The organism is Streptomyces cylindrosporus, assembly GCF_022698165.1.
Classification (GTDB): Bacteria; Actinomycetota; Actinomycetes; order Streptomycetales; family Streptomycetaceae; genus Streptomyces; species Streptomyces cylindrosporus.
Genome location: NZ_JALDAY010000003.1, coordinates 207,829 through 226,379, shown reverse-complemented (window position 1 = coordinate 226,379; position 18,551 = coordinate 207,829). Strand labels below are relative to the sequence as shown.

Genomic DNA, 18,551 nt, shown 5'->3' with positions numbered 1-18,551 from the left:
CACCGACCCACCTCCCACCAGCCCGATCGCCGGGTCCGCGCCCCGAGTGCGGGTGAACCGCCTCGTCCTCTACACGGTCCTCGTCGTGATCACGGGACTCTTCCTGGGCCCCTTCGGCTGGCTGGTCCTCTCCGGCCTGAAGACCCCCGCCGAACTCGCGGCCTCCCCCGTGCACTGGCTGCCCGCCCACGTCCAGTGGCACAACTTCGCCGACGCCTTCAACCTCGTCGACTTCCTCGGCTACGCCCGCAACTCCCTGGTCATCGCCCTGATCTACGCCACCCTCGTCACCCTGAGCTCGGCCTGGGTCGGCTTCGGCTTCGCCCGCCTCGAAGCCCCCGGCAGGAAGGCCCTGTTCGGCATTCTGCTCGGCTCGATGATGCTCCCGCAGATGATCACGCTGCTGCCGACCTACCTGATCTTCGCCAAGCTCGGCATGGCCGACACGTACTGGCCGTGGGTGCTGTGGGGGCTGTCCTCCGCCCCTTATCTGGTCTTCCTCTTCCGGCAGTTCTTCGCCGCGCTGCCGCGCGAGCTGGAGGAGGCGGCGATCGTCGACGGCTGCGGCTACACGGGGATCTTCTGGCGGATCTTCCTGCCGCAGTCCTGGCCCGTCCTCTCCGCGAGCTTCGTCATCGCCTTCACCTGGACCTGGGGCGACTACATCGCCCCGCAGCTGCTGCTGTCCACCGACCGCACCACCCTCGCGGTCGCGGTGACGTCGACGTACGTCACCTCGGCCGGCACGCCGGTCACCAACCTGCAGGCCGCCGCCTCGGTCATGTACGTCGTCCCGATCCTCCTCGTCTTCCTCGTCGCCCAGCGCGGCTTCGTCGCCGGCATGTCGACGTCCGGCCTCAAGTAGCCCTCCCTACCGACCTGTTGCACCGCGACTGAGCCGAAGGGGCGCGTCGGTGTCGAGAGCGTGAGCGCGCGGAGGCCCGAAGGGCTGAGCACGGTCGCGCTCTCGACACCGGCTGGAGCGCCGCGTAGGCGAAGGAGCCATTCAAAAAGGAGTCATCCATGAACACGCCCTTGTCGCGCCGAACCGCCCTGCAGGCCGCCGGCGCCACCGTGCTCGCCGCCGGCCTCTCTGGCGGCCTGACCGCCACCGCCGCCCACGCGGACGACACCAACTCCGCGCCGAAGCTGGTCACTTATCCCCGGCCGTCCACCATGCCGACCAACACCAGCTTCAAGGTACGGGTGCGCACCGCTCCGGACGGGGACTGGCAGACCCTGGACATCTACCGGCCGCAGCTGGAGGAGATCAACCCGACCACCGGCTCCGGCAAGGTCTACAACTCCTCGATGGTGTACTTCGACTTCCAGGGCTCTGTCGAGATCGAGGTGACCTACCTCAAGGGCGGCACCACCAAGGCCCGGGTGAGACCGGACTCGTACGGCATCAAGCCCGAACTCGGCGGCGACACCCTGGTGTTCACCCTCGACGAGCCCAAGGACCTCGTCGTCCAGATCAACGACGAGATCTTCGACTGCCTGCACATCATCACCAACCATGTCGAGCGCCACGCGTGCAGCGCCGACGACCCGGACGTCATCTATTTCGGCCCCGGCGTGCACACCGTCACGGGCAACGTCCTCACCGTCCCGAGCGGCAAGACGGTCTACCTCGCGGGCGGGGCCGTGCTGCAGGCGCAGGTCTTCTTCAAGAACGTGGAGAAGGCGGCGCTCAAGGGACGGGGCATGCTGAACGCCGGTCCCGGCGGGATCCTCTGCGAGGGCAGCAGGAACATCCGCGTCGAGGACGTCATCATCATGAACCCGAACGGCTACGCGGGCACGTTCGGCATGAGCGAGAACATCCACGTCAAGAAGGCCCGTGCCTTCAGCTCGAAGGGCAATGGAGACGGTTTCGACGTCTTCTCCTCCACCGGGATCGTCTTCGACGGCTGTTTCATGCGCAACTCCGACGACTGCTTCGCGATCTACTGCCACCGCTGGGACTACTACGGCGACACCCGCGACATCACCATCCAGAACTGCACCCTGTGGGCCGACGTCGCCCACCCGATCAACGTCGGCACACACGGAAACACCGACGCCCCCGAGACGCTGGAGAACCTGGTCATCAGGAACATCGACGTCCTCGACCACCGCGAGCCCCAGATGAACTACCAGGGCTGCATCGCCCTCAACCCAGGGGACGGCAACCTCATCAAGAACGTCCACATCGAGGACGTACGGATCGAGGACTTCCGCTGGGGCCAGGTCATCTACATGAAGGTCACGTACAACACCAAGTACAACACCTCGGTCGGCCGCGGTATCGAAGACGTTTACGTCAAGAACCTCAGCTACACGGGCACCCACGCCAACCCGTCACTGTTCCTCGGCTACGACGCGGACCACGCGATCAAGAACGTCACCTTCGAGAACCTGGTGATCAACGGCGTCGTGATCGCGGACTCGATGAAGAAGCCCAGCTGGTACTACACCACCGACGCCATCCAGTGGTTCTACAACGAGCACGTGACGAACCTGAAGTTCATCACGACCGCCGAGGCCGAGGCGGCCGCCGCGTCATGACCACTCCCGCTCCCAGCCGCCGCGGCTTCCTCGGCGGTACGGCGGGCCTGCTGCTGGCGGCGGGCGCGAGCGGACTGCTCGCCCCCGGCGCCGCACAGGCCGCCGAGACCCAGAACGACACCGGTAGCAGGGCCTTCACCCACCCCGGCATCCTCCACACCGACGCCGACCTCGCCCGTATGAAGGCGGCGGTCGCGGCGAAGCAATCACCTGTCTACGACGGCTACTTGGCGTTCGCCGCCCACGCCCGCTCGCAGTCGACGTACACGATCCAGAACACCGGACAGATCACCTCCTGGGGCCGCGGCCCCGCCAACTTCCGGAACCAGGCCGTCGCGGATTCGGCCGCCGCCTACCAGAACGCCCTCATGTGGGCCGTCACCGGCAACCGCGCCAACGCCGACAAGGCCCGCGACATCCTGAACGCCTGGTCGGCCTCGCTGACCATGGTCACCGGCGCCGACGGCCCGCTCGGCGCCGGGCTCCAGGCCTTCAAGTTCGTCAACGCGGCCGAGCTGCTCCGGCACACCGGGTACGACGGCTGGGCGGAGGCCGACATCGCCCGCTGCGGGCGTTCCTTCCTGGACGTCTGGTATCCGGCCGTGTCCGGCTACATGCTCTACGCCAACGGCAACTGGGACCTGACGGCCCTTCAGACCATCCTCGCCATCGGCGTGTTCTGCGAGGAGCCGGTCCTCTTCGAGGATGCTCTGCGCTTCGCCGCGGCCGGCGCGGGCAACGGCAGTGTCCCGCACCGCGTCGTCACCGTCGCCGGCCAGGGCCAGGAGGCCGGCCGCGACCAGGGCCACGAACAGCTCGCCGTCGGCCTCACCGGCGACATCGCCCAGGTCGCCTGGAACCAGGGCGTCGACCTGTGGGCCTTCGACGACAACCGCATCCTCGCCAACTTCGAGTACGCCGCCCGCTACAACCTCGGCGGCGACGTCCCCTTCACCCCCGACCTCGATCGCACCGGCAAGTACATCAAGAAAACGGTTTCCGCGATCGGCCGCGGCACCCTGCCGCCCGTCTACGAGATGGCCTACGCCCACTACGTCGGCGTCCGCGGCCTCGATGCCCCCTACACCAAGGCCGCCGTCTTCCGCGGCACCGGCGGCGCCCGCGTCGTCGAGGGCAGCAACGACGACCTGCCCAGCTGGGGCACCTTCACCTACGCGGGCACCGAGCCCCCAGCGCCGACCGTGCCCACCGCCCCGGCCGGCGTCACGGCAGTCGGCAACTCCGATACGGTCAAGCTGAGTTGGCTGCCGTCCGCCTGGGCGAGCACGTACACCGTTCGCCGGGCCGCCAAGCCCGAGGGCCCGTACGAGGAGATCGTCCACGGTCTCGACGAGCCGACGTACACCGACCATGACGCACACCCGGGCCGGACGTACCACTACACGGTCTCCGCCACCAACTCCCAGGGCAGCAGCGGAGATTCGAGCCGGGCCTCCGCCACCTGCGGCCTCCCCGCCCCCTGGTCCACCCAGGACCTCGGCGACGTGAGGATTCCGGGATCCGCCGCCTTCGACGGTGAACGCTTCGTGCTGGAGGCGAGCGGCACCGCCGACACCTACCGCCTCGCCCACCTGCCGCTCCGCGGCGACGGCACGGTCACCGCGCGGATCGTGTGGCCGCTCAGCTCGCAGTACTCCAAGATCGGCGTCACCCTGCGCGACTCGCTCGACGCGGACGCGGCGCACGCCGCCATGCTGATCCAGGGGCTCCCGCTGCACACCTGGAGCGGGGTCTGGAGCGTGCGGGCGTCGGCCGGGGCGGACGTCTCGAACGCCGGCAGCACACCGGTCCCGCCCTCCCAGCAGGACGCGATCACCGTGAACGCCTCCTTCCCGATCTCCAGTCTCGGCGCCCTCCCCGAGTCGGCGACCCCGCTGGAAGCCCCGTACGTCGAGGGCGCGGGCGACGGCTACCGGCTGCGGGCGCCGTACTGGGTCCGCGTGACCCGGAAGGGCCGCCGCTGCACGGGCGCGATCTCACCGGACGGCATCCGGTGGACCGAAGTCGGCTCCACCGAGGTCGAGTTGGGACACACCGCGCATGCGGGCCTGGTCCTCACCTCGTGCCTCGGCGTCGACGAGGAGTACGCCGAGACCGGCACCGGCGCCTTCGACAACGTCACCGTGACGTCGGCCGCGGGGGAGGTGTGGTCCGGGCCGGGCCCCGCCGCTGCCGCCACCGGCCTCACCGCGACCACCGGCGCCGACGCCGTCGAGCTGACCTGGACCGACCCCGACCCCTCGGCCCGCTTCAAGGTCCTGCGAGCCGAGGGTGCAGGCGAGCCTTTCCACACCATCGCCACCGGCATCGGCGCCGTCGGCTTCGGCACCAGGGTTCGGTACGCGGACGCCACGGGCACGCCCGGGACGACGTACCACTACGCGGTGGCCAAGACGAACAGCGGCGGGCGCGGCCCGCTCTCGGACTCCGTGGCCGCGCGGATGCCGACGCCGACCGCGCCCCAACTCACCTCCACCGCAACGGCCTTCGCGAACAAGGGAGTCCCCTTCCGGCACCTCCTGCGCGCCACGCACGAACCCGTCCGCTTCACCGCCGACGGCCTCCCCGCCGGCCTGCGCCTCGACAGGCGCACCGGCCTGATCTCCGGAATCCCGCGCGAGACAGGCGAGTTCACCGTCACCACCACCGCGGGCAACGCGGCCGGGGACGGCACCGCCACCCTCGCCCTCACCGTCGGCACACCACCACCCGCGCCCTGGACCTACGGCGACCTCGGCGACGTGATCCTCGACGACCGCGCCTACGGGACGCTCGGCGTGGTCGCGATCCGCACGCCGGGCAGCACCTCGTACGACGGCGGGACCTTCACCGTGCGGGGCGCGGGTGTCGACCTGACCGTCAACAACCAGGGAATGACAGGGCAGTTCGTACGGCAGCCCGTCACCGGCGACCGCACGGTCACCGCCCGGCTCGTCTCCCGCACGGGAGCCACCGCCGACCGGGTCGGACTGCTGATGGCCAAGTCGCTGTCGCCCTTCGACCAGGCCGCCGGAGCGATCGTGACCGGCGGGACCAGCGCACAGCTGATGCTGCGCACTACGGTCGCCGGAGCCTCCGCCTTCTCCGGCACGGCGACCGTCCAACTGCCCCTGCTGCTGCGGCTGAAGCGCACCGGGACCGCCTTCGCCGCAGCCGTCTCCACCGATGACGGCGCCACCTGGACCGACCTCGCCGCGGGCGAGATCCCCGGCTTCGGTGACGCCCCCTACTACGTGGGCCTCGTGGTCTGCTCGCGCAACCCCCTGGCCCTCGGCACCACCGAGTTCGACGAGGTGAGCATCAACCCCGACTGATCCCCCCACGGATTGGAGTCGCATCCATGAGCCGCACATCCCCCCACCAGCCCGCCGAAACAGGCGAGTTGAGCCGCCGCGGTCTGCTCAGGACCGCCGGCGGGCTCGGCGCCGCACTCGCCCTCGGCGGGTCCGCGGCGGCACTGGCGGGCAGCACCGCCGACGCCGCGCCCGCGACCTTCACCCACCCCGGCATGCTCCACAACGCCGGCGACATCAACCGCGCCAAGGTCAGGGTCGCCGCGGGCACCGACCCCTGGCTCTCCGGCTGGAACAAGCTGACCGCCAACTCCCACTCGCAGTCCACCTGGACGCCCAACCCGCAGGCCACCGTCATCCGCGGCGGCACGGGCGAGAACTACGGCATCCTCTACAACGACATCGCCGCCGCCTACCAGAACGCCCTGCGCTGGAAGGTCGGCGGCACCGCCGCCAACGGCGACACCGCCGTGAAGATCCTCAACGCGTGGTCGTCCACCCTGACCACCCTCACCGGCAACGCCGACCGGTTCCTCGCGGCCGGCATCTACGGCTGGGAGTTCTGCCAGGCCGCCGAACTCATGCGCGGCTACAGCGGATTCGACCTCGCAGCCTTCCAGGACATGATGGTGGGCGTCTTCTACCCGCTCAACAACAGCTTCCTGACCAACCACAACGACGCCTGCATCACCAACTACTGGGCCAACTGGGACCTGTGCAACATGGCCTCGATCATGGCCATCGGGATCCTCACCGACGACGCCGCCAAGTACGACCAAGCCGTCACCTACTTCAAGTCGGGCGCCGGAAACGGTTCCATCGAGCACGCGGTGCCGTACCTCTACACCGACTCGGACGGCTACGCCCTCGGCCAGTGGCAGGAGTCCGGCCGCGACCAGGGACACACCGTCATGGGCATGGGCCAGATGGGCGCGATCTGCGAGATGGCCTGGAACCAGGGCGACGACCTGTACTCGTACGACGACCGCCGCTTCATGAAGGCCGCCCAGTACGTCGCCAAGTACAACCTCGGCCAGGACGTCCCGTACACCACCTACACCTGGGGTACCGGGCAGAACTGCGCCCAGTCCTCCCAGACGGTGATCAGCTCCGGTTCCCGCGGCCAGGTCCGGCCCGTGTGGGCGATGCTCCACTTCCACTACAACCGCCGTCTGTACCTCGACGACAAGTACATCTCCGCCATGTACTACGACCTCGTCGCCCCGGAGGGCGGCGGCGGGGACTACGGCTCCACCAGCGGTGGCTACGACCAGCTCGGCTTCGGCACGCTGATGTACGCGAAGTAACGCCACGTAATCGGTTACTGAGAGTAGTCGACTACGTCGACCGGCGGCCGAATCGCGCTCTGCACCGGAATACCGGGGCGACCTGTGGTGCTCTGTTGTTACCGGTGCACGAGCGCGGTGAGGAGGCTGGTGGGCGTATGACGACAGCAGTCCAGGCGGACCCCGTGGTGAGCACGCCGTACGGAGCCGTGCGCGGCCGGTACGAACAGGGGATCGCGGTGTTCCGGGGCATCCCGTACGCGGCGCCCCCCTTCGGCCCCCGCCGCTTCCGGCCGCCCGTGCCGCCCGAGCCCTGGGACGGGGTGCGCGACGCCGGCGCCTTCGGGCCGACGCCGCCGAAACCGCCGTACTCCGAAGCCTTCGAGAAGTACCTGTCCGACCCGGTCATCCCCGGCGACGACTGCCTCAATCTGAACGTGTGGACGCCGGAGCCCGGCCCCGCGGCCCGGCTCCCGGTCCTGGTGTGGTTCCACGGCGGCGCCCTGACCAGGGGGTCCAGCGCCGTCCCCGTGTACGACGGATCGGCCTTCGCCCGCGACGGCGTGATCCTCGTATCAGTCAACTACCGCCTGGGCGTGGAGGGTTACGGCCTTTTCCCGGACGCCCCCGCCAACCCCGGCCTGCGCGACCAGCTCGCCGCCCTGCGCTGGGTGCGCGAGTCGATCCCGGCCTTCGGCGGCGACCCGGACCGCGTCACCCTGGCCGGCCAGTCGGCGGGGGCGATCAGCATCGGCGCCCTGCTCGCCGCCCCGCAGGCGCAGGGGCTGGTACGGCGGGCGGTCCTGCAGAGCGGGCCGCCCGAGGCGTTCGAGCGGGACAAGGTACGGCGGATGGTGCGCCGTATGGCCACCCGGCTGAAGATCCCCGCCACCGCCGCGGCCTTCGCCGAAGTCGACCGCGAGCTGCTGCTGCGCACCCAGGCCGACGTCGGCCGCCTCAGCAGCCCCGTCCTCGGCGGCCCCTCCTTCGGCATCGTCGTCGACGGCGACCTCGTCCCGCGCGACCCGCTGGAGGCCCTCGTCGAGGGCGACGCGGCCAAGGGCGTCGACCTGATGCTGGGCTGGACCAGCGAGGAGTACCGCCTCTGGCTCGTGCCCGGCGGCCTCCTGGAACGCGTCGACCGCCTCGGCCCGGTCGCCGTCGCCGGCGCGATGGCGCGCTGCCGCTGCGGCACCGAGGTACCCCGCGGCTACCGCGCCCTCCACCCGGAGGCCGGCACCGCCGAACTCGTCGGCCAGATGGTCACCGACCACCTCCTGCGCCTCCCGCTCCACCGCCTGGCCGACGCCCGCGCCGACACCTCGTACGTCTACGAGTTCGCTTGGCCCTCCGGCCTCCCCGGCCTCGGCTCCTGCCACGCCCTGGAACTCGGCTTCGTCTTCGACAGCGGCGACGCACCGGAGTCCCGCAAACTCGCCGGCGAGGGCGCCCCGCACGAACTGGCCGACGCGATGCACGGGGCGTGGGTGCGGTTCGCTACGGAGGGCGACCCCGGCTGGCAGCGCTGGGACGCGACGCACCCCGTGCGGATCTTCGACGCGGGCGAGCCGCGCGTCGCGCACGGCCCGCGCGACGCGGAACTGGCCCTGTGGACCGCGGACACCGCCAAGCCCCCGCAGCCCACCCCGGCGTCGATCCAACCCGCGGGCCCACTCGCGCGCGGTGCCGAACTGCGTTCCGTGGTACGGCGGTTGCGCCTGCCGGGATCGGTCCGCCGCGATTGAGGACGGGCCCCGCCACTCCTTCACCGCGGCGACGACAAGCCCCGCTACTGCTCCTCCTCCTGTACCTCCGCCACCGAGTCCCGTACGACGACATGCGTGCCCAGGAGCAGATGCTCGTCCGGGGTCTGCGGGGTGCGCCCCAGCGCGGTGCGGACGGCGAGGCGGCCCAGTTCCTCGTACGGGACGTGGACCGTGGTGAGGGCGGGGTGGAGGTCGCGGGCGAAGGGAATGTCGTCGTAACCGGCCAGCGAAACATCGCCCGGCACGTCCAGACCGGCCTCGTGCAGGGCGGTCAGCGCGCCCGCCGCGACCATGTCGGTGGCTGCGACGACGGCCGTGAACTCCAGCCCCGCGCCGAGCGCTTCACGCGTCAGACGGTGCCCGGAGTCACGGGTGAAGTCGCCGTGCAGCAGCAGGGTGGGGTCGGGTTCGAGACCACGCGCCCGGTGCGCGGCGAGGTAACCGCGTTCACGCCCCTGCGCCGTGGTGTGGTCGGGCTTTCCGCCGAGGAAGAGGACGCGCCGGTGGCCCTGCGCGAGGACGTGGGCGACCAGGGCGTAGGCGCCGCCCTCGTTGTCGTACTCGATGACGGTGACGGGCGCCCCGGGCCCGAGCGGCGGTCGCCCGCACAGCACCAGCCGGGAACCGGCCGACGCGAGCGACTCGGCCATACGGCGGGTCCGCTCGCGGTACTCGGGAGTGTCCGCGGCACCCCCCACGAGGATCACGGCGGCCGCCCGCTGGGCCCGCATCATCTCGACGAACTCCAGCTCGTGCCGGACGTCCCCCTCGGTGCTGCACACCAGGCACAGATGCCCGAGCCGAGTGGCCTCCCGCTCCACCCCGTGGGCCATGTGCGCGAACGAGGGCCCGGTGATGTCCTCCAGCACAAAGGCCAGGGCGGGCGTCGCGACCCCCGCGACGGCCTTGGCCCGGGCATCGGCGACGTAGTCCATCTCGCGCACGGCCCGCATGACGCGCGCACGGGTCGAGGCACTGACCGGATACACCCCACCCAGCACCCGGGAAACGGTCGACGCGGAAACCCCGGCCCGAGCCGCGACATCCCGAATGGTGCTACGACCAGCGACTTCGCTCTTCCGAGTCATCCAACCCCCGCCCGCAGACACCAGTGGAAACACCCCGGCAACCGGTTTCCAACGGGCGAGATTAGCGCCCCAAAGGGGCGCGGGCCAGTGTCACTTTGCGGCTCCGCCGCGTGGGCGCGAGCAACCACAACGAGCCCCGCAGCCGCGATCTGTCAGTCCCCCCACGGCGAAAGGGCGAACCCTCACACCCCGCCACTCAAAGCCCCGGCGATCCCCGAGATCGCCCCGGGCCCCACCCGGCAGCACCCCCCGATCAACCGAGCCCCACCATCCCGCCACCCCACAACCTCGTCCGCGGCAAAGGACGACCGCCCCCGCCAAGCCCGAGCCTCCGCATCCCACGTCTCCCCACTGTTGGGATAGACGACCACAGACTTCCCAGTGACCCGCGCGGCAACGGCGACCGCCCCGTCGACGTCCTCGGGCGCACAGCAGTTCACCCCCACCGCGATCACCTCGTCCACCTCCGAGGCCAGGGCGAACGCCTCCTCCAGCGGCTGCCCCGCCCGCGTCCGATCTCCCGCGATGCTGTACGACAGCCAGGCCGGCACCCCCACCCCCCGCACCGCCCGCAACAGCGCCGCGGCCTCGTCCGCGTCCGGCACGGTCTCCAGCGCCAGCACATCGGGCCGGGCCGCGGCCAGCACCTCGATCCGAGGCCGGTGAAAAGCCTCCAGCTCGGCGACGCTCAGCCCGTACCGCCCCCGGTACTCGGACCCGTCCGCGAGCATCGCCCCGTACGGCCCCACCGACGCGGCCACCCACAGCGGCCTCGTCACGCCACCCGCCTGCGCCCGCCGGGCCGCCTCGCGAGCCAACTCCACGCTCAGCGACAGGAGTTCAGCAGCGCGATCGTGGCCCACGCCCCGCTTGGCGAAGCCCTCGAACGTGGCCTGATAGCTCGCGGTGATCGCCACGTCCGCGCCCGCCTCGAAGTACGCGAGGTGCGCCTCGGTGATCGCCTCGGGCGACTCCATGAGCAGCCGGGCCGACCATAGCTCGTCGCTCAGGTCGTGCCCGGCGGCCGCGAGCTGGTTGGACATACCGCCGTCGAGCACGACGGTGCCGGCGGCGAGGGCCGATGCGAGGGAGGAAGCGGTTCCCGAGGCGTTGCTGGTCATGACATGACGCTAATCGAAGCCGCGCCGGACGGCCGAGTGTGTCCAAGTGATGAACAGGTCGCCCAGCATATGGGACGCGGGGTTACGATCACGGCCCTCCCCTTCTCCACCCCTCCGCACAGGAACCACCATGACTGCCCCCAGCCCCACCGAGGCCCCCGCACCCGAGCCGGCCCTGGCCGGCGCCGCCGCTCCCCGCCGCCGCACCTTCGGCCTCGCCGCCGCCACCGCCCTGGTGACGGGAAACATCATCGGCGGCGGCATCTTCGCGCTGCCCGCCGCCGTCGCCCCCTACGGGACCGTCAGCCTGGTCGCCTTCGTCGTCCTGTCGGTCGCCGCCGTGCTGCTCGCCCTGCTCTTCGGCAAGCTCGCCCGCCGCAGTCCCGTCACCGGCGGCCTGTACGTCTACCCCCGCGACGCCTTCGGCCCCTTCGCGGGATTCCTGTCGGCCTGGTCGTACTGGACGATGTGCTGGGTCAGCATCGCCGCGCTCGCCGTCGCGGTCGTCGGTTACGTCGACGTCCTGATCCCCCTGCACGGCAACCACGCTCTCGAAGGCCTCGTCGCCCTCGCCGCGCTGTGGCTGCCGGCCGCCGCGAACTTCGCGGGCACCCGCTGGGTCGGCGCGGTCCAACTCGTGTCCACCGTGCTGAAGTTCGTGCCGTTGCTGCTGGTCGCCACCATCGGCCTGTTCTTCGTCGACGCCGACAACTTCGGCCCCTTCAACGCCTCCGGCCAGAGCACGCCGGGTGCCGTCGCCGCCGCGGCCGCCCTGCTCCTCTACAGCTTCCTCGGCGTCGAGTCCGCGGCGGTCAGCGCCGGTGAGGTGGAGGACCCGGAGCGTACCGTCGGCCGCGCGAGCGTCCTCGGCACGCTGGCCTCCGCCGTGGTCTACATCCTCGGCACGGTCGCCGTCTTCGGCCTGGTCCCGCACGACCGGCTGGTGAACTCCGGCGCCCCGTTCGCCGACGCCGTGAACGCGATCACCGGCGGCTCCTGGGGCGGCACCGCCATCGCCCTGGTCGCCGTCGCCTCGATCACCGGCTGCCTCAACGGCTGGATCCTCATGGCCGCGCAGATGCCGTACGCCGCCGCCCGCGACGGACTGTTCCCGAAACCCTTTTCCAAGGTCGGCAAGGGCGGCGTGCCCGCCTTCGGCGTGTGGGCGGTCGCCGTCCTCGGCACGCTTCTGATCGCCCTCAACTACACGGCGGGCCCGGACACCACCTTTCGCGTCCTCGTCCTGATCACGACCTTCACCGGCTGCGTCCCCTACCTCCTGTCGGCCGCGGCGCAGCTGTTCTGGCTGGTCCAGGGCACCCCGGAGCGGGTCCGCCCGGCCGGCCTGGCCCGCGACCTGACGGTCGCCGCGCTCTCCTTCGCCTTCTCCTTCTGGCTGATCGCGGGCGCCGGATACGCGGCCGTCTACCAGGGCGCGCTGTTCCTGTTCGCGGGGATCCCGGTGTACGTCTGGCTGCGGGGACGCCAGAAGGAGACGGCCGCCTGACGAACTCGTCAGCCCTGCGCCGCGTGCCGTCCGCCTTTGTGTCGGCCGTGACCTCGTCCCCGCGTCACGGCCGGCACCACCAGCCCGATCAGCAGCCCCACCGCGAGCACGTACGGCCACCAACCCAGGCCGCCGCTCGCGGTGTTGGCGGTGCGCGGGTCGGCCGCGGCGGCCGCACCGGATGCCGTACGAGGACGATCCGCCGCCGGTGAACTGTCCGCGGTCGTCGCCGTGAGGACGACGTCGTTTCCGTCGCCGCCCTTGTAGCTGATCCGGTAGACCGTGTCGGCGAGCTTCACCCTGGCGCCCTCCTTGAGGCCCTCGAACGCGCCCGTCGTCCGTGCCCGGCCGCTGTGGTCGAGGACGGTGATCTCGCGGGCGGACGCACCCCCCGCCGCCGCGAGGTCGAGGCCGCCGGCCAGCCGTACGGCCCCGCTCACCCTCAACGGCCGTTCCCGCAGGACCAGTTCACCGTCCGCGGTCTGCGCGTAGTCACCGGACACCCGCACCCCGCCCGTGACCACGCCCTCGTTGGTCACGGAACCCTTCACCGTGCCCTTGCCGCTCAGCCCGCCCGTCACCCGCAGCCCGCCCGTCCCCGCGTCCAGCCGCGACCCGGCCGAGGTGAGCCGAATCCCCTTGCTGTGTACGAGAGTTGCTCCGCCACGCAGTGCCAGCGTGCCCTTCTTCACGGTCGTGGTCCCCGTGTACGACACCGCGCTCCCGGTCAGCGTCGTCGTGGCGGCACCCGCCTGGACGAGCGACCCCGAGCCGCTGATCCGGGACAGGGACACGGCTGTCGAGGTGTTCCGCACGACCAGCGTGCCGTCGTTCACCACCCGGCGGCGCTCCGATCCCGTCATCAGCGAGCCGTCGCCGCTCGCGCCCGATCCGAGCCCGAGCCGCAGCACCGCGCCCTTCTCCACGGTCGTCGAACCGTCGTAGTACTGCTTCGCCGCGAAGGTCACGTCGTTACCGCGCGTCCCCGCGATCACCACGTCCCCGGCGCCGGGCGCGGCCAGTGTGTCGTGGTAGCGGCCGCCCCCGATGGGGGCGCCGAGGGTGACGGGACCGTCGTAGTCGAAGGTCAGTTTCGAGCGGCGGCCGCTCGCCTCGTGCAGGTTGATGTAGACGGTTTCCTTCGTGCCCGGCATGAAGATGTTGTGCGTCGTGCCGTCGCCCCACTGCACGTCCGCGCCCTCGATGTTGGTGCCCCGCTTGTTCAACTGGTGCGGTACGGAACGCCAGTTGAGGTCCGGGTCGCTGAGTGAGGGGTTCGTGTCACCGCCCCGGTCGCTGTAGCTGTACTGCCCGGTGAGCACGACCTTGCTGCCCGGCCGGGTATGGACGTTGACGTCGCTGCCGTACTCGCGCTGGTAGAAGTTCTGCCGCAGGGTGATCGTCTGGTACAGCGGCGTGTCGATGATCCAGGAGCCCTGGTTGAGGATCGCGCGCGCGTTCGGCAGCGCCACCGGGTACTCGGGGCGGCCGACCGCCATACCGGTGCCGTTGTCGATGACGCTGGAGAAGGGGTGCGTGCCGGCCAGGTCGAGGGTGCCCCACATGTTGCGCGGCTGGGTGACAAGGCCCGAGCCGCTGATCGTGCCGATGTTGAAGGTGCGGGTGAGCGAGAGGCGCAGGGTGCCGTCGACCCGGACGTTGAGCTGATTCAACCGGTAGCCGGGGGTGTCGTACGGGAAGTGTCCGATCAGCCCGGTGCCGCCGCCCGTGCCGTACTGCAGCGTCGCCCCGCGCGCGACCGTGATCGCGGGCGGGTCGGGGTTGGTGACCGTGGTGTACGGGTGGTTGCCGCCCTGCGTCCTCACCACCTGCCGCTGCCGCGCCCCGGGCAGCGTGAAGTCGCTGTCCCTGGTGAGGACCAGCGTCCCGCTCCCGCGCACGGTGAGCGTGCCCTCGCCGCGGAAGACACCGTCGTACGTCGTCGTCCCGGCCGGCACGGTGACCACCGTGTCGCCGGTCAGCGTGACGTCCCGGTCTGCGAGGACGTCCGCGGTGACGTCACGGGCGCCGGCCGCCGCCGCGGGGGAAGCGGTTACGAGCAGGGCGGCGACCGCCGCGAGGGCTCCGGCGGCGGCTGCTGTCTTGTGGCTATGGCTGTGCACGCAGGTGGAGACGGGCCGGGCGAGTGCCCGATAACAGAAAATCCGAGGTTGGAGAAAGCGCCTTCTTTTCTCACGCGCGACCCGTTGACCTCCTCGTTCCCCAGCCTTACCTTTCGGCTGTTCGCAATTACAACAGATGTTCTCAATATCGAACATCGCTCTCAGGACCCCCATCCGAGAGGCAGTGCGCATGAGCCGCGCCCCCGAGATCCCCCACCGACGACTGCTGCTGAAAGGCGCCCTGGCCGCGGGCGCCCTGGCAGTCACCCCCACCACAGCCGCCGCCGCGGCCGCCGCGCCGAAGGCGCCCCCGTTCGTGAACCCGCTCGTCCGGCAGCGCGCCGACCCCTTCATCCACCGGCACGCCGACGGCCACTACTACTTCACCGCCACCGTCCCCGAGTACGACCGCATCGTCCTGCGCCGCTCCCGCACCCTGGGCGGCCTTGCCACCGCAGCCGAGTCGGTGATCTGGACCAAGCACGCCACCGGCGTCATGGGCGCGCACATCTGGGCGCCGGAGATCCATCGCATCGGCGGCAAGTGGTACGTCTACTTCGCCTCCGCGCCGGCCGAGAGCGTGTGGGACATCCGCATGTGGGTGCTGGAGAACGCCAACTCCAATCCTCTTGAGGGGACTTGGGTGGAGAAGGGACAGGTGAAGACCGCCTGGGAGACCTTCTCCCTGGACGCCACCACCTTCAGCCATCGCGGCAACCGCTACCTCGTCTGGGCCCAGCACGAGCCCGGCATGGACAACAACACCGCCCTGTGGCTCTCGAGGATGGCGAACCCCTGGACCCTGACGGGCCCTCAAGTCCGCCTGTCCACACCGGAGTACGACTGGGAGTGCGTCGGCTACAAGGTCAACGAGGGCCCCGCGGTCCTCGCCCGCAACGGCCGCCTCTTCCTGTCCTACTCGGCCTCGGCCACCGACCACCACTACTGCATGGGCCTGCTGACCGCCGACGCGGACGCCGACCTCATGGACCCCGCGAACTGGTCCAAGTCCCCGACCCCGGTCTTCACCAGCAACGACACCACGAAACAGTACGGCCCCGGCCACAACTGCTTCACGGTCGCCGAAGACGGCCGCAGCGACGTCCTCGTCTACCACGCCCGCCAGTACAAGGAGATCACCGGCGACCCCCTGAACGACCCCAACCGCCACACCCGGGTCCAGAAGCTCGGCTGGAACCAGGACGGCACCCCGGACTTCGGCGTCCCCGTTGCCGACACGGCCACCGCCACGACGGCCGACTCCGCGAAGGAGAGTGCGTGAGATGAGACGTGCGTACGCGGTTCTGCTCGCCCTCTGTCTGGGCCTGTTCGGCGCCCTCGCGACCGCGGGCCCGGCCCAGGCGGCGGCCTACACCGTCACCAACGGCACCCAGTTCACCGACACGTCGGGCAACGCCGTGCACGCCCACGGCGGCGGGGTCATCAAGGTCGGCTCGTACTACTACTGGTTCGGCGAGGACCGCAACTCCGACAACACCTTCAAGTACGTGGACGCCTACCGTTCCACCGACCTGAAGAACTGGGAGTTCCGGAACCACGTCCTGACCCAGTCCTCCGCCTCCGAGCTGGGCACCGCCTACATCGAGCGCCCGAAAGTCATCTACAACGCTTCCACCGGCAAGTTCGTGATGTGGATGCACAAGGAGAACGGCGTCGACTACAGCGAGGCCCGCGCGGCCGTCGCCGTCTCGGACACCGTCGACGGCAACTACACCTACCAGGGCAGCTTCCAGCCGCTCGGCCAGTACATGTCCCGGGACATCACGACCTACGTGGACACCGACGGAACCGCTTACATGGTCTCCGCCGCCAACGAGAACTACGACCTGCACATCTACCGGCTGACCTCCGACTACACCGCGATCGACAGCCTGGTCGCCAACCCCTGGGCGGGCGGCCACCGCGAGGCACCGGCGCTGTTCAAGCGGGGCAGCGTCTACTTCATGCTGACCTCGGGCGCGACCGGCTGGAGCGCCAACCAGCAGCAGTACGCGACCGCCACCAGCCTCTCCGGTCCCTGGACGTCCTGGACCAACGTCGGCGACTCCACGGCCTACAACTCCCAGACAGCGTACGTCCTCCCGATCACCGGCACCTCGGGCACCTCGTACCTCTACATGGGCGACCGCTGGGGCAACTCCTTCGGCGGCACGGTCAACGACTCCCGCTATGTCTGGCTGCCGCTGACCTTCCCGACCTCCACCTCCATGTCGATGTCCTGGTACCCCGAGGTCACCGTCGACACGGCCGCCGGCACGATCAGCGGCACGAGCGCCACGTACAACACCCTGGTCTCGCGCAACAGCGGCAAGTGCGCGGACGTGCCGAACCAGTCCCTGTGGCAGGGCGTCGCGATCAGCCAGTACACCTGCAACAGCGGCACCAACCAGAAGTGGTGGTTCAAGGACCTCGGAACCGGTTACTACGAGCTGATGGGCCGCGGCAGCTCGCTCTGCCTCCAGGAGAACGACACCAACGTCACCCAGGAGAACTGCACCGGCGCCACCACCCAGCAGTGGAGCCTGACCACCTCCGGCAGCTACGTCCTGGTCAAGGCCCGCGCCACCGGCGAGTGCCTGGACGTGTCCGGCGCGTCCACCGCCAACTCCGCCGCGATCATCACGTACACCTGCAACGGCGGCACCAACCAGCAGTGGACGCGCGGCAGTTGACCGCCGTCGTCTCCTGCTAGCGGACCGGGTTCCAGCCGTCCGTGCCCGCCAGGTACTTCTGGGCCGTGTAGTTCGCGGCCTGCGAGTCGGTGAGCTGCGGACGGTTGGAGTTCACGGTGGCGCCCGCGCCCGTGTTCCGGTACTCGAAGAAACGGGCGTTCTTCCAGGAGTAGCCGCTCATGTCCGTCCAGGGCCCGGCGACCTTCACGGCGGCGGGCAACGAGGTCTGCCGGATGACCAGTTGGCCGACCGCGTCCGAGGTCGGATGCCACGGTCGGCCCAGGTAGTACGTGTCGGCCGCCGCCGAGCTGGTCACCGAACTGCCGGTGATCAGGATGCCGTACGTCTTGGCGGAGCTGGTGTTGGGCGCCGACAGGAAGCCGTTGAGACCGCCCGCCGTGGCGCCGGAGTTGCGCAGCTGGATGTTGACCCGGTCGTAGACGGCCGTGGCGTTGCCGAAGATGAAGTCCACGTCCCCGGAGACGAAGGACGAGTAGAAGTACTGCCGGTACTGCCCGGTCGAGGACGGCGACCAGTTGAGGACCGTGTCCTGACGGCTGATGAAGCGGTCGTTGGTGAAGGTCTGCCGGTCGCCCTGCGCGGTGACCGCGACGGCCTGTGTGTCCGTGATGTCGGGGTGCGCCGCCTTGTCGAAGGTGTTCTGCACGGTGATCCCGCTGACGGTGAGACCGCTCGCCGAGAACGTGGCGACCGAACTGCCCAGTGTCCCGTACTTGTTGCCGTTCGCGTCGGTGTAACCGGCCGCCCGGTCATAGGAGATGACGACGTCCTCGGCGTTGCCGGTGGCGCCCTGGATGGTCAACCCGGTCTTGCTCACGGGCACGTTGACGATCTCGGCGTACGTCCCCTTCCCGACGGAGATCGTGTCGCCGGCCGCCGCCGCGTTCACGGCGGCCTGCACGGTGGTGTACCGGCCCGAACCGTCCTTGGCGACGGTGATGACGGTGGCGGCCCGCGCCGGGCTCACCAGCGGCACCGCGGCCAGCCCGAGGGCGGCAGCGCTGCCCGTCGCCACGGCCACGGCGAGGCGCCGGGAGGGGGAGCGGCGATGTGCGTTCGGTTCAGTCATGCCCTCTGGTCGC

12 protein-coding genes are annotated in these 18,551 nt (G+C 70.3%); 8 read left to right on the top strand and 4 right to left on the bottom strand.

All coding sequences use genetic code 11. The features are described from left to right. The first annotated feature begins 25 nt into the window (after positions 1-25). From MQP27_RS10455 to MQP27_RS10435, 5 genes are all read left to right on the top strand, one after another. A complete protein-coding gene (locus MQP27_RS10455; protein ID WP_242765066.1) occupies positions 26-865 on the top strand; it encodes a carbohydrate ABC transporter permease in 840 nt (279 codons plus the stop codon). 158 nt (positions 866-1,023) lie between these two features. Continuing rightward, on the top strand, positions 1,024-2,550 hold the full coding sequence (locus tag MQP27_RS10450; RefSeq protein WP_242764188.1) for a glycosyl hydrolase family 28 protein: 1,527 nt from the start codon (positions 1,024-1,026) through the stop codon (positions 2,548-2,550). Continuing rightward, complete coding sequence (locus tag MQP27_RS10445; RefSeq protein ID WP_242764186.1) at positions 2,547-5,885, top strand: putative Ig domain-containing protein; 3,339 nt, start codon at positions 2,547-2,549, stop codon at positions 5,883-5,885. The genes MQP27_RS10450 and MQP27_RS10445 overlap by 4 nt, the downstream gene beginning before the upstream one ends. Before the next feature lie 26 nt (positions 5,886-5,911). Then, positions 5,912-7,171, top strand: coding sequence for an alginate lyase family protein (locus MQP27_RS10440; protein ID WP_242764184.1), 1,260 nt, complete (start codon positions 5,912-5,914; stop codon positions 7,169-7,171). A 137-nt stretch (positions 7,172-7,308) separates the two neighbouring features. Next, on the top strand, positions 7,309-8,895 hold the full coding sequence (locus MQP27_RS10435) for a carboxylesterase/lipase family protein (RefSeq protein ID WP_242764182.1): 1,587 nt from the start codon (positions 7,309-7,311) through the stop codon (positions 8,893-8,895). A gap of 44 nt (positions 8,896-8,939) precedes the next feature. Here MQP27_RS10435 and MQP27_RS10430 read toward each other — a convergent pair whose 3' ends face one another. Then, complete coding sequence (locus MQP27_RS10430; RefSeq protein ID WP_242764180.1) at positions 8,940-10,004, bottom strand: LacI family DNA-binding transcriptional regulator; 1,065 nt, start codon at positions 10,002-10,004, stop codon at positions 8,940-8,942. Positions 10,005-10,186: 182 nt separating this feature from the next. Then, complete coding sequence (gene mmuM, locus MQP27_RS10425; RefSeq protein WP_242764178.1) at positions 10,187-11,125, bottom strand: homocysteine S-methyltransferase; 939 nt, start codon at positions 11,123-11,125, stop codon at positions 10,187-10,189. Positions 11,126-11,255: 130 nt separating this feature from the next. Between mmuM and MQP27_RS10420 the strand changes: the two genes are divergently transcribed. After that, complete coding sequence (locus MQP27_RS10420; RefSeq protein ID WP_242764176.1) at positions 11,256-12,632, top strand: amino acid permease; 1,377 nt, start codon at positions 11,256-11,258, stop codon at positions 12,630-12,632. Positions 12,633-12,640: 8 nt separating this feature from the next. Here the strand turns inward: MQP27_RS10420 and MQP27_RS10415 are convergent, their stop codons facing one another. Next, positions 12,641-14,755, bottom strand: coding sequence for an autotransporter (locus MQP27_RS10415; protein WP_242764174.1), 2,115 nt, complete (start codon positions 14,753-14,755; stop codon positions 12,641-12,643). A 190-nt stretch (positions 14,756-14,945) separates the two neighbouring features. On the opposite strand from MQP27_RS10415, the gene MQP27_RS10410 reads away from it, so the two are divergent. Beyond that, positions 14,946-16,037: a glycoside hydrolase family 43 protein gene (locus tag MQP27_RS10410; protein ID WP_242764172.1), complete on the top strand. Its 1,092-nt coding sequence runs from the start codon at positions 14,946-14,948 to the stop codon at positions 16,035-16,037. 1 nt (position 16,038) lies between these two features. Beyond that, entirely contained in the window at positions 16,039-17,448 is a 1,410-nt protein-coding gene (locus MQP27_RS10405; RefSeq protein WP_242764170.1) for an RICIN domain-containing protein, read from the top strand. A 16-nt stretch (positions 17,449-17,464) separates the two neighbouring features. On the opposite strand, the gene MQP27_RS10400 is transcribed toward MQP27_RS10405, so the two are convergent. Continuing rightward, a complete protein-coding gene (locus tag MQP27_RS10400) occupies positions 17,465-18,538 on the bottom strand; it encodes a pectinesterase family protein (RefSeq protein ID WP_242764168.1) in 1,074 nt (357 codons plus the stop codon). Positions 18,539-18,551: the final 13 nt, after the last annotated feature.

Coding starts and splice junctions, on each gene's coding strand:
- MQP27_RS10435 (WP_242764182.1), top strand. CDS start 7,309: ATGACGACAGCAGTCCAGGCGGACCCCGTGGTGAGCACGCCGTACGGA.
- MQP27_RS10420 (WP_242764176.1), top strand. CDS start 11,256: ATGACTGCCCCCAGCCCCACCGAGGCCCCCGCACCCGAGCCGGCCCTG.
- MQP27_RS10410 (WP_242764172.1), top strand. CDS start 14,946: ATGAGCCGCGCCCCCGAGATCCCCCACCGACGACTGCTGCTGAAAGGC.
- mmuM (WP_242764178.1), bottom strand. CDS start 11,125: ATGACCAGCAACGCCTCGGGAACCGCTTCCTCCCTCGCATCGGCCCTC.
- MQP27_RS10440 (WP_242764184.1), top strand. CDS start 5,912: ATGAGCCGCACATCCCCCCACCAGCCCGCCGAAACAGGCGAGTTGAGC.
- MQP27_RS10445 (WP_242764186.1), top strand. CDS start 2,547: ATGACCACTCCCGCTCCCAGCCGCCGCGGCTTCCTCGGCGGTACGGCG.
- MQP27_RS10450 (WP_242764188.1), top strand. CDS start 1,024: ATGAACACGCCCTTGTCGCGCCGAACCGCCCTGCAGGCCGCCGGCGCC.
- MQP27_RS10400 (WP_242764168.1), bottom strand. CDS start 18,538: ATGACTGAACCGAACGCACATCGCCGCTCCCCCTCCCGGCGCCTCGCC.
- MQP27_RS10430 (WP_242764180.1), bottom strand. CDS start 10,004: ATGACTCGGAAGAGCGAAGTCGCTGGTCGTAGCACCATTCGGGATGTC.
- MQP27_RS10405 (WP_242764170.1), top strand. CDS start 16,039: ATGAGACGTGCGTACGCGGTTCTGCTCGCCCTCTGTCTGGGCCTGTTC.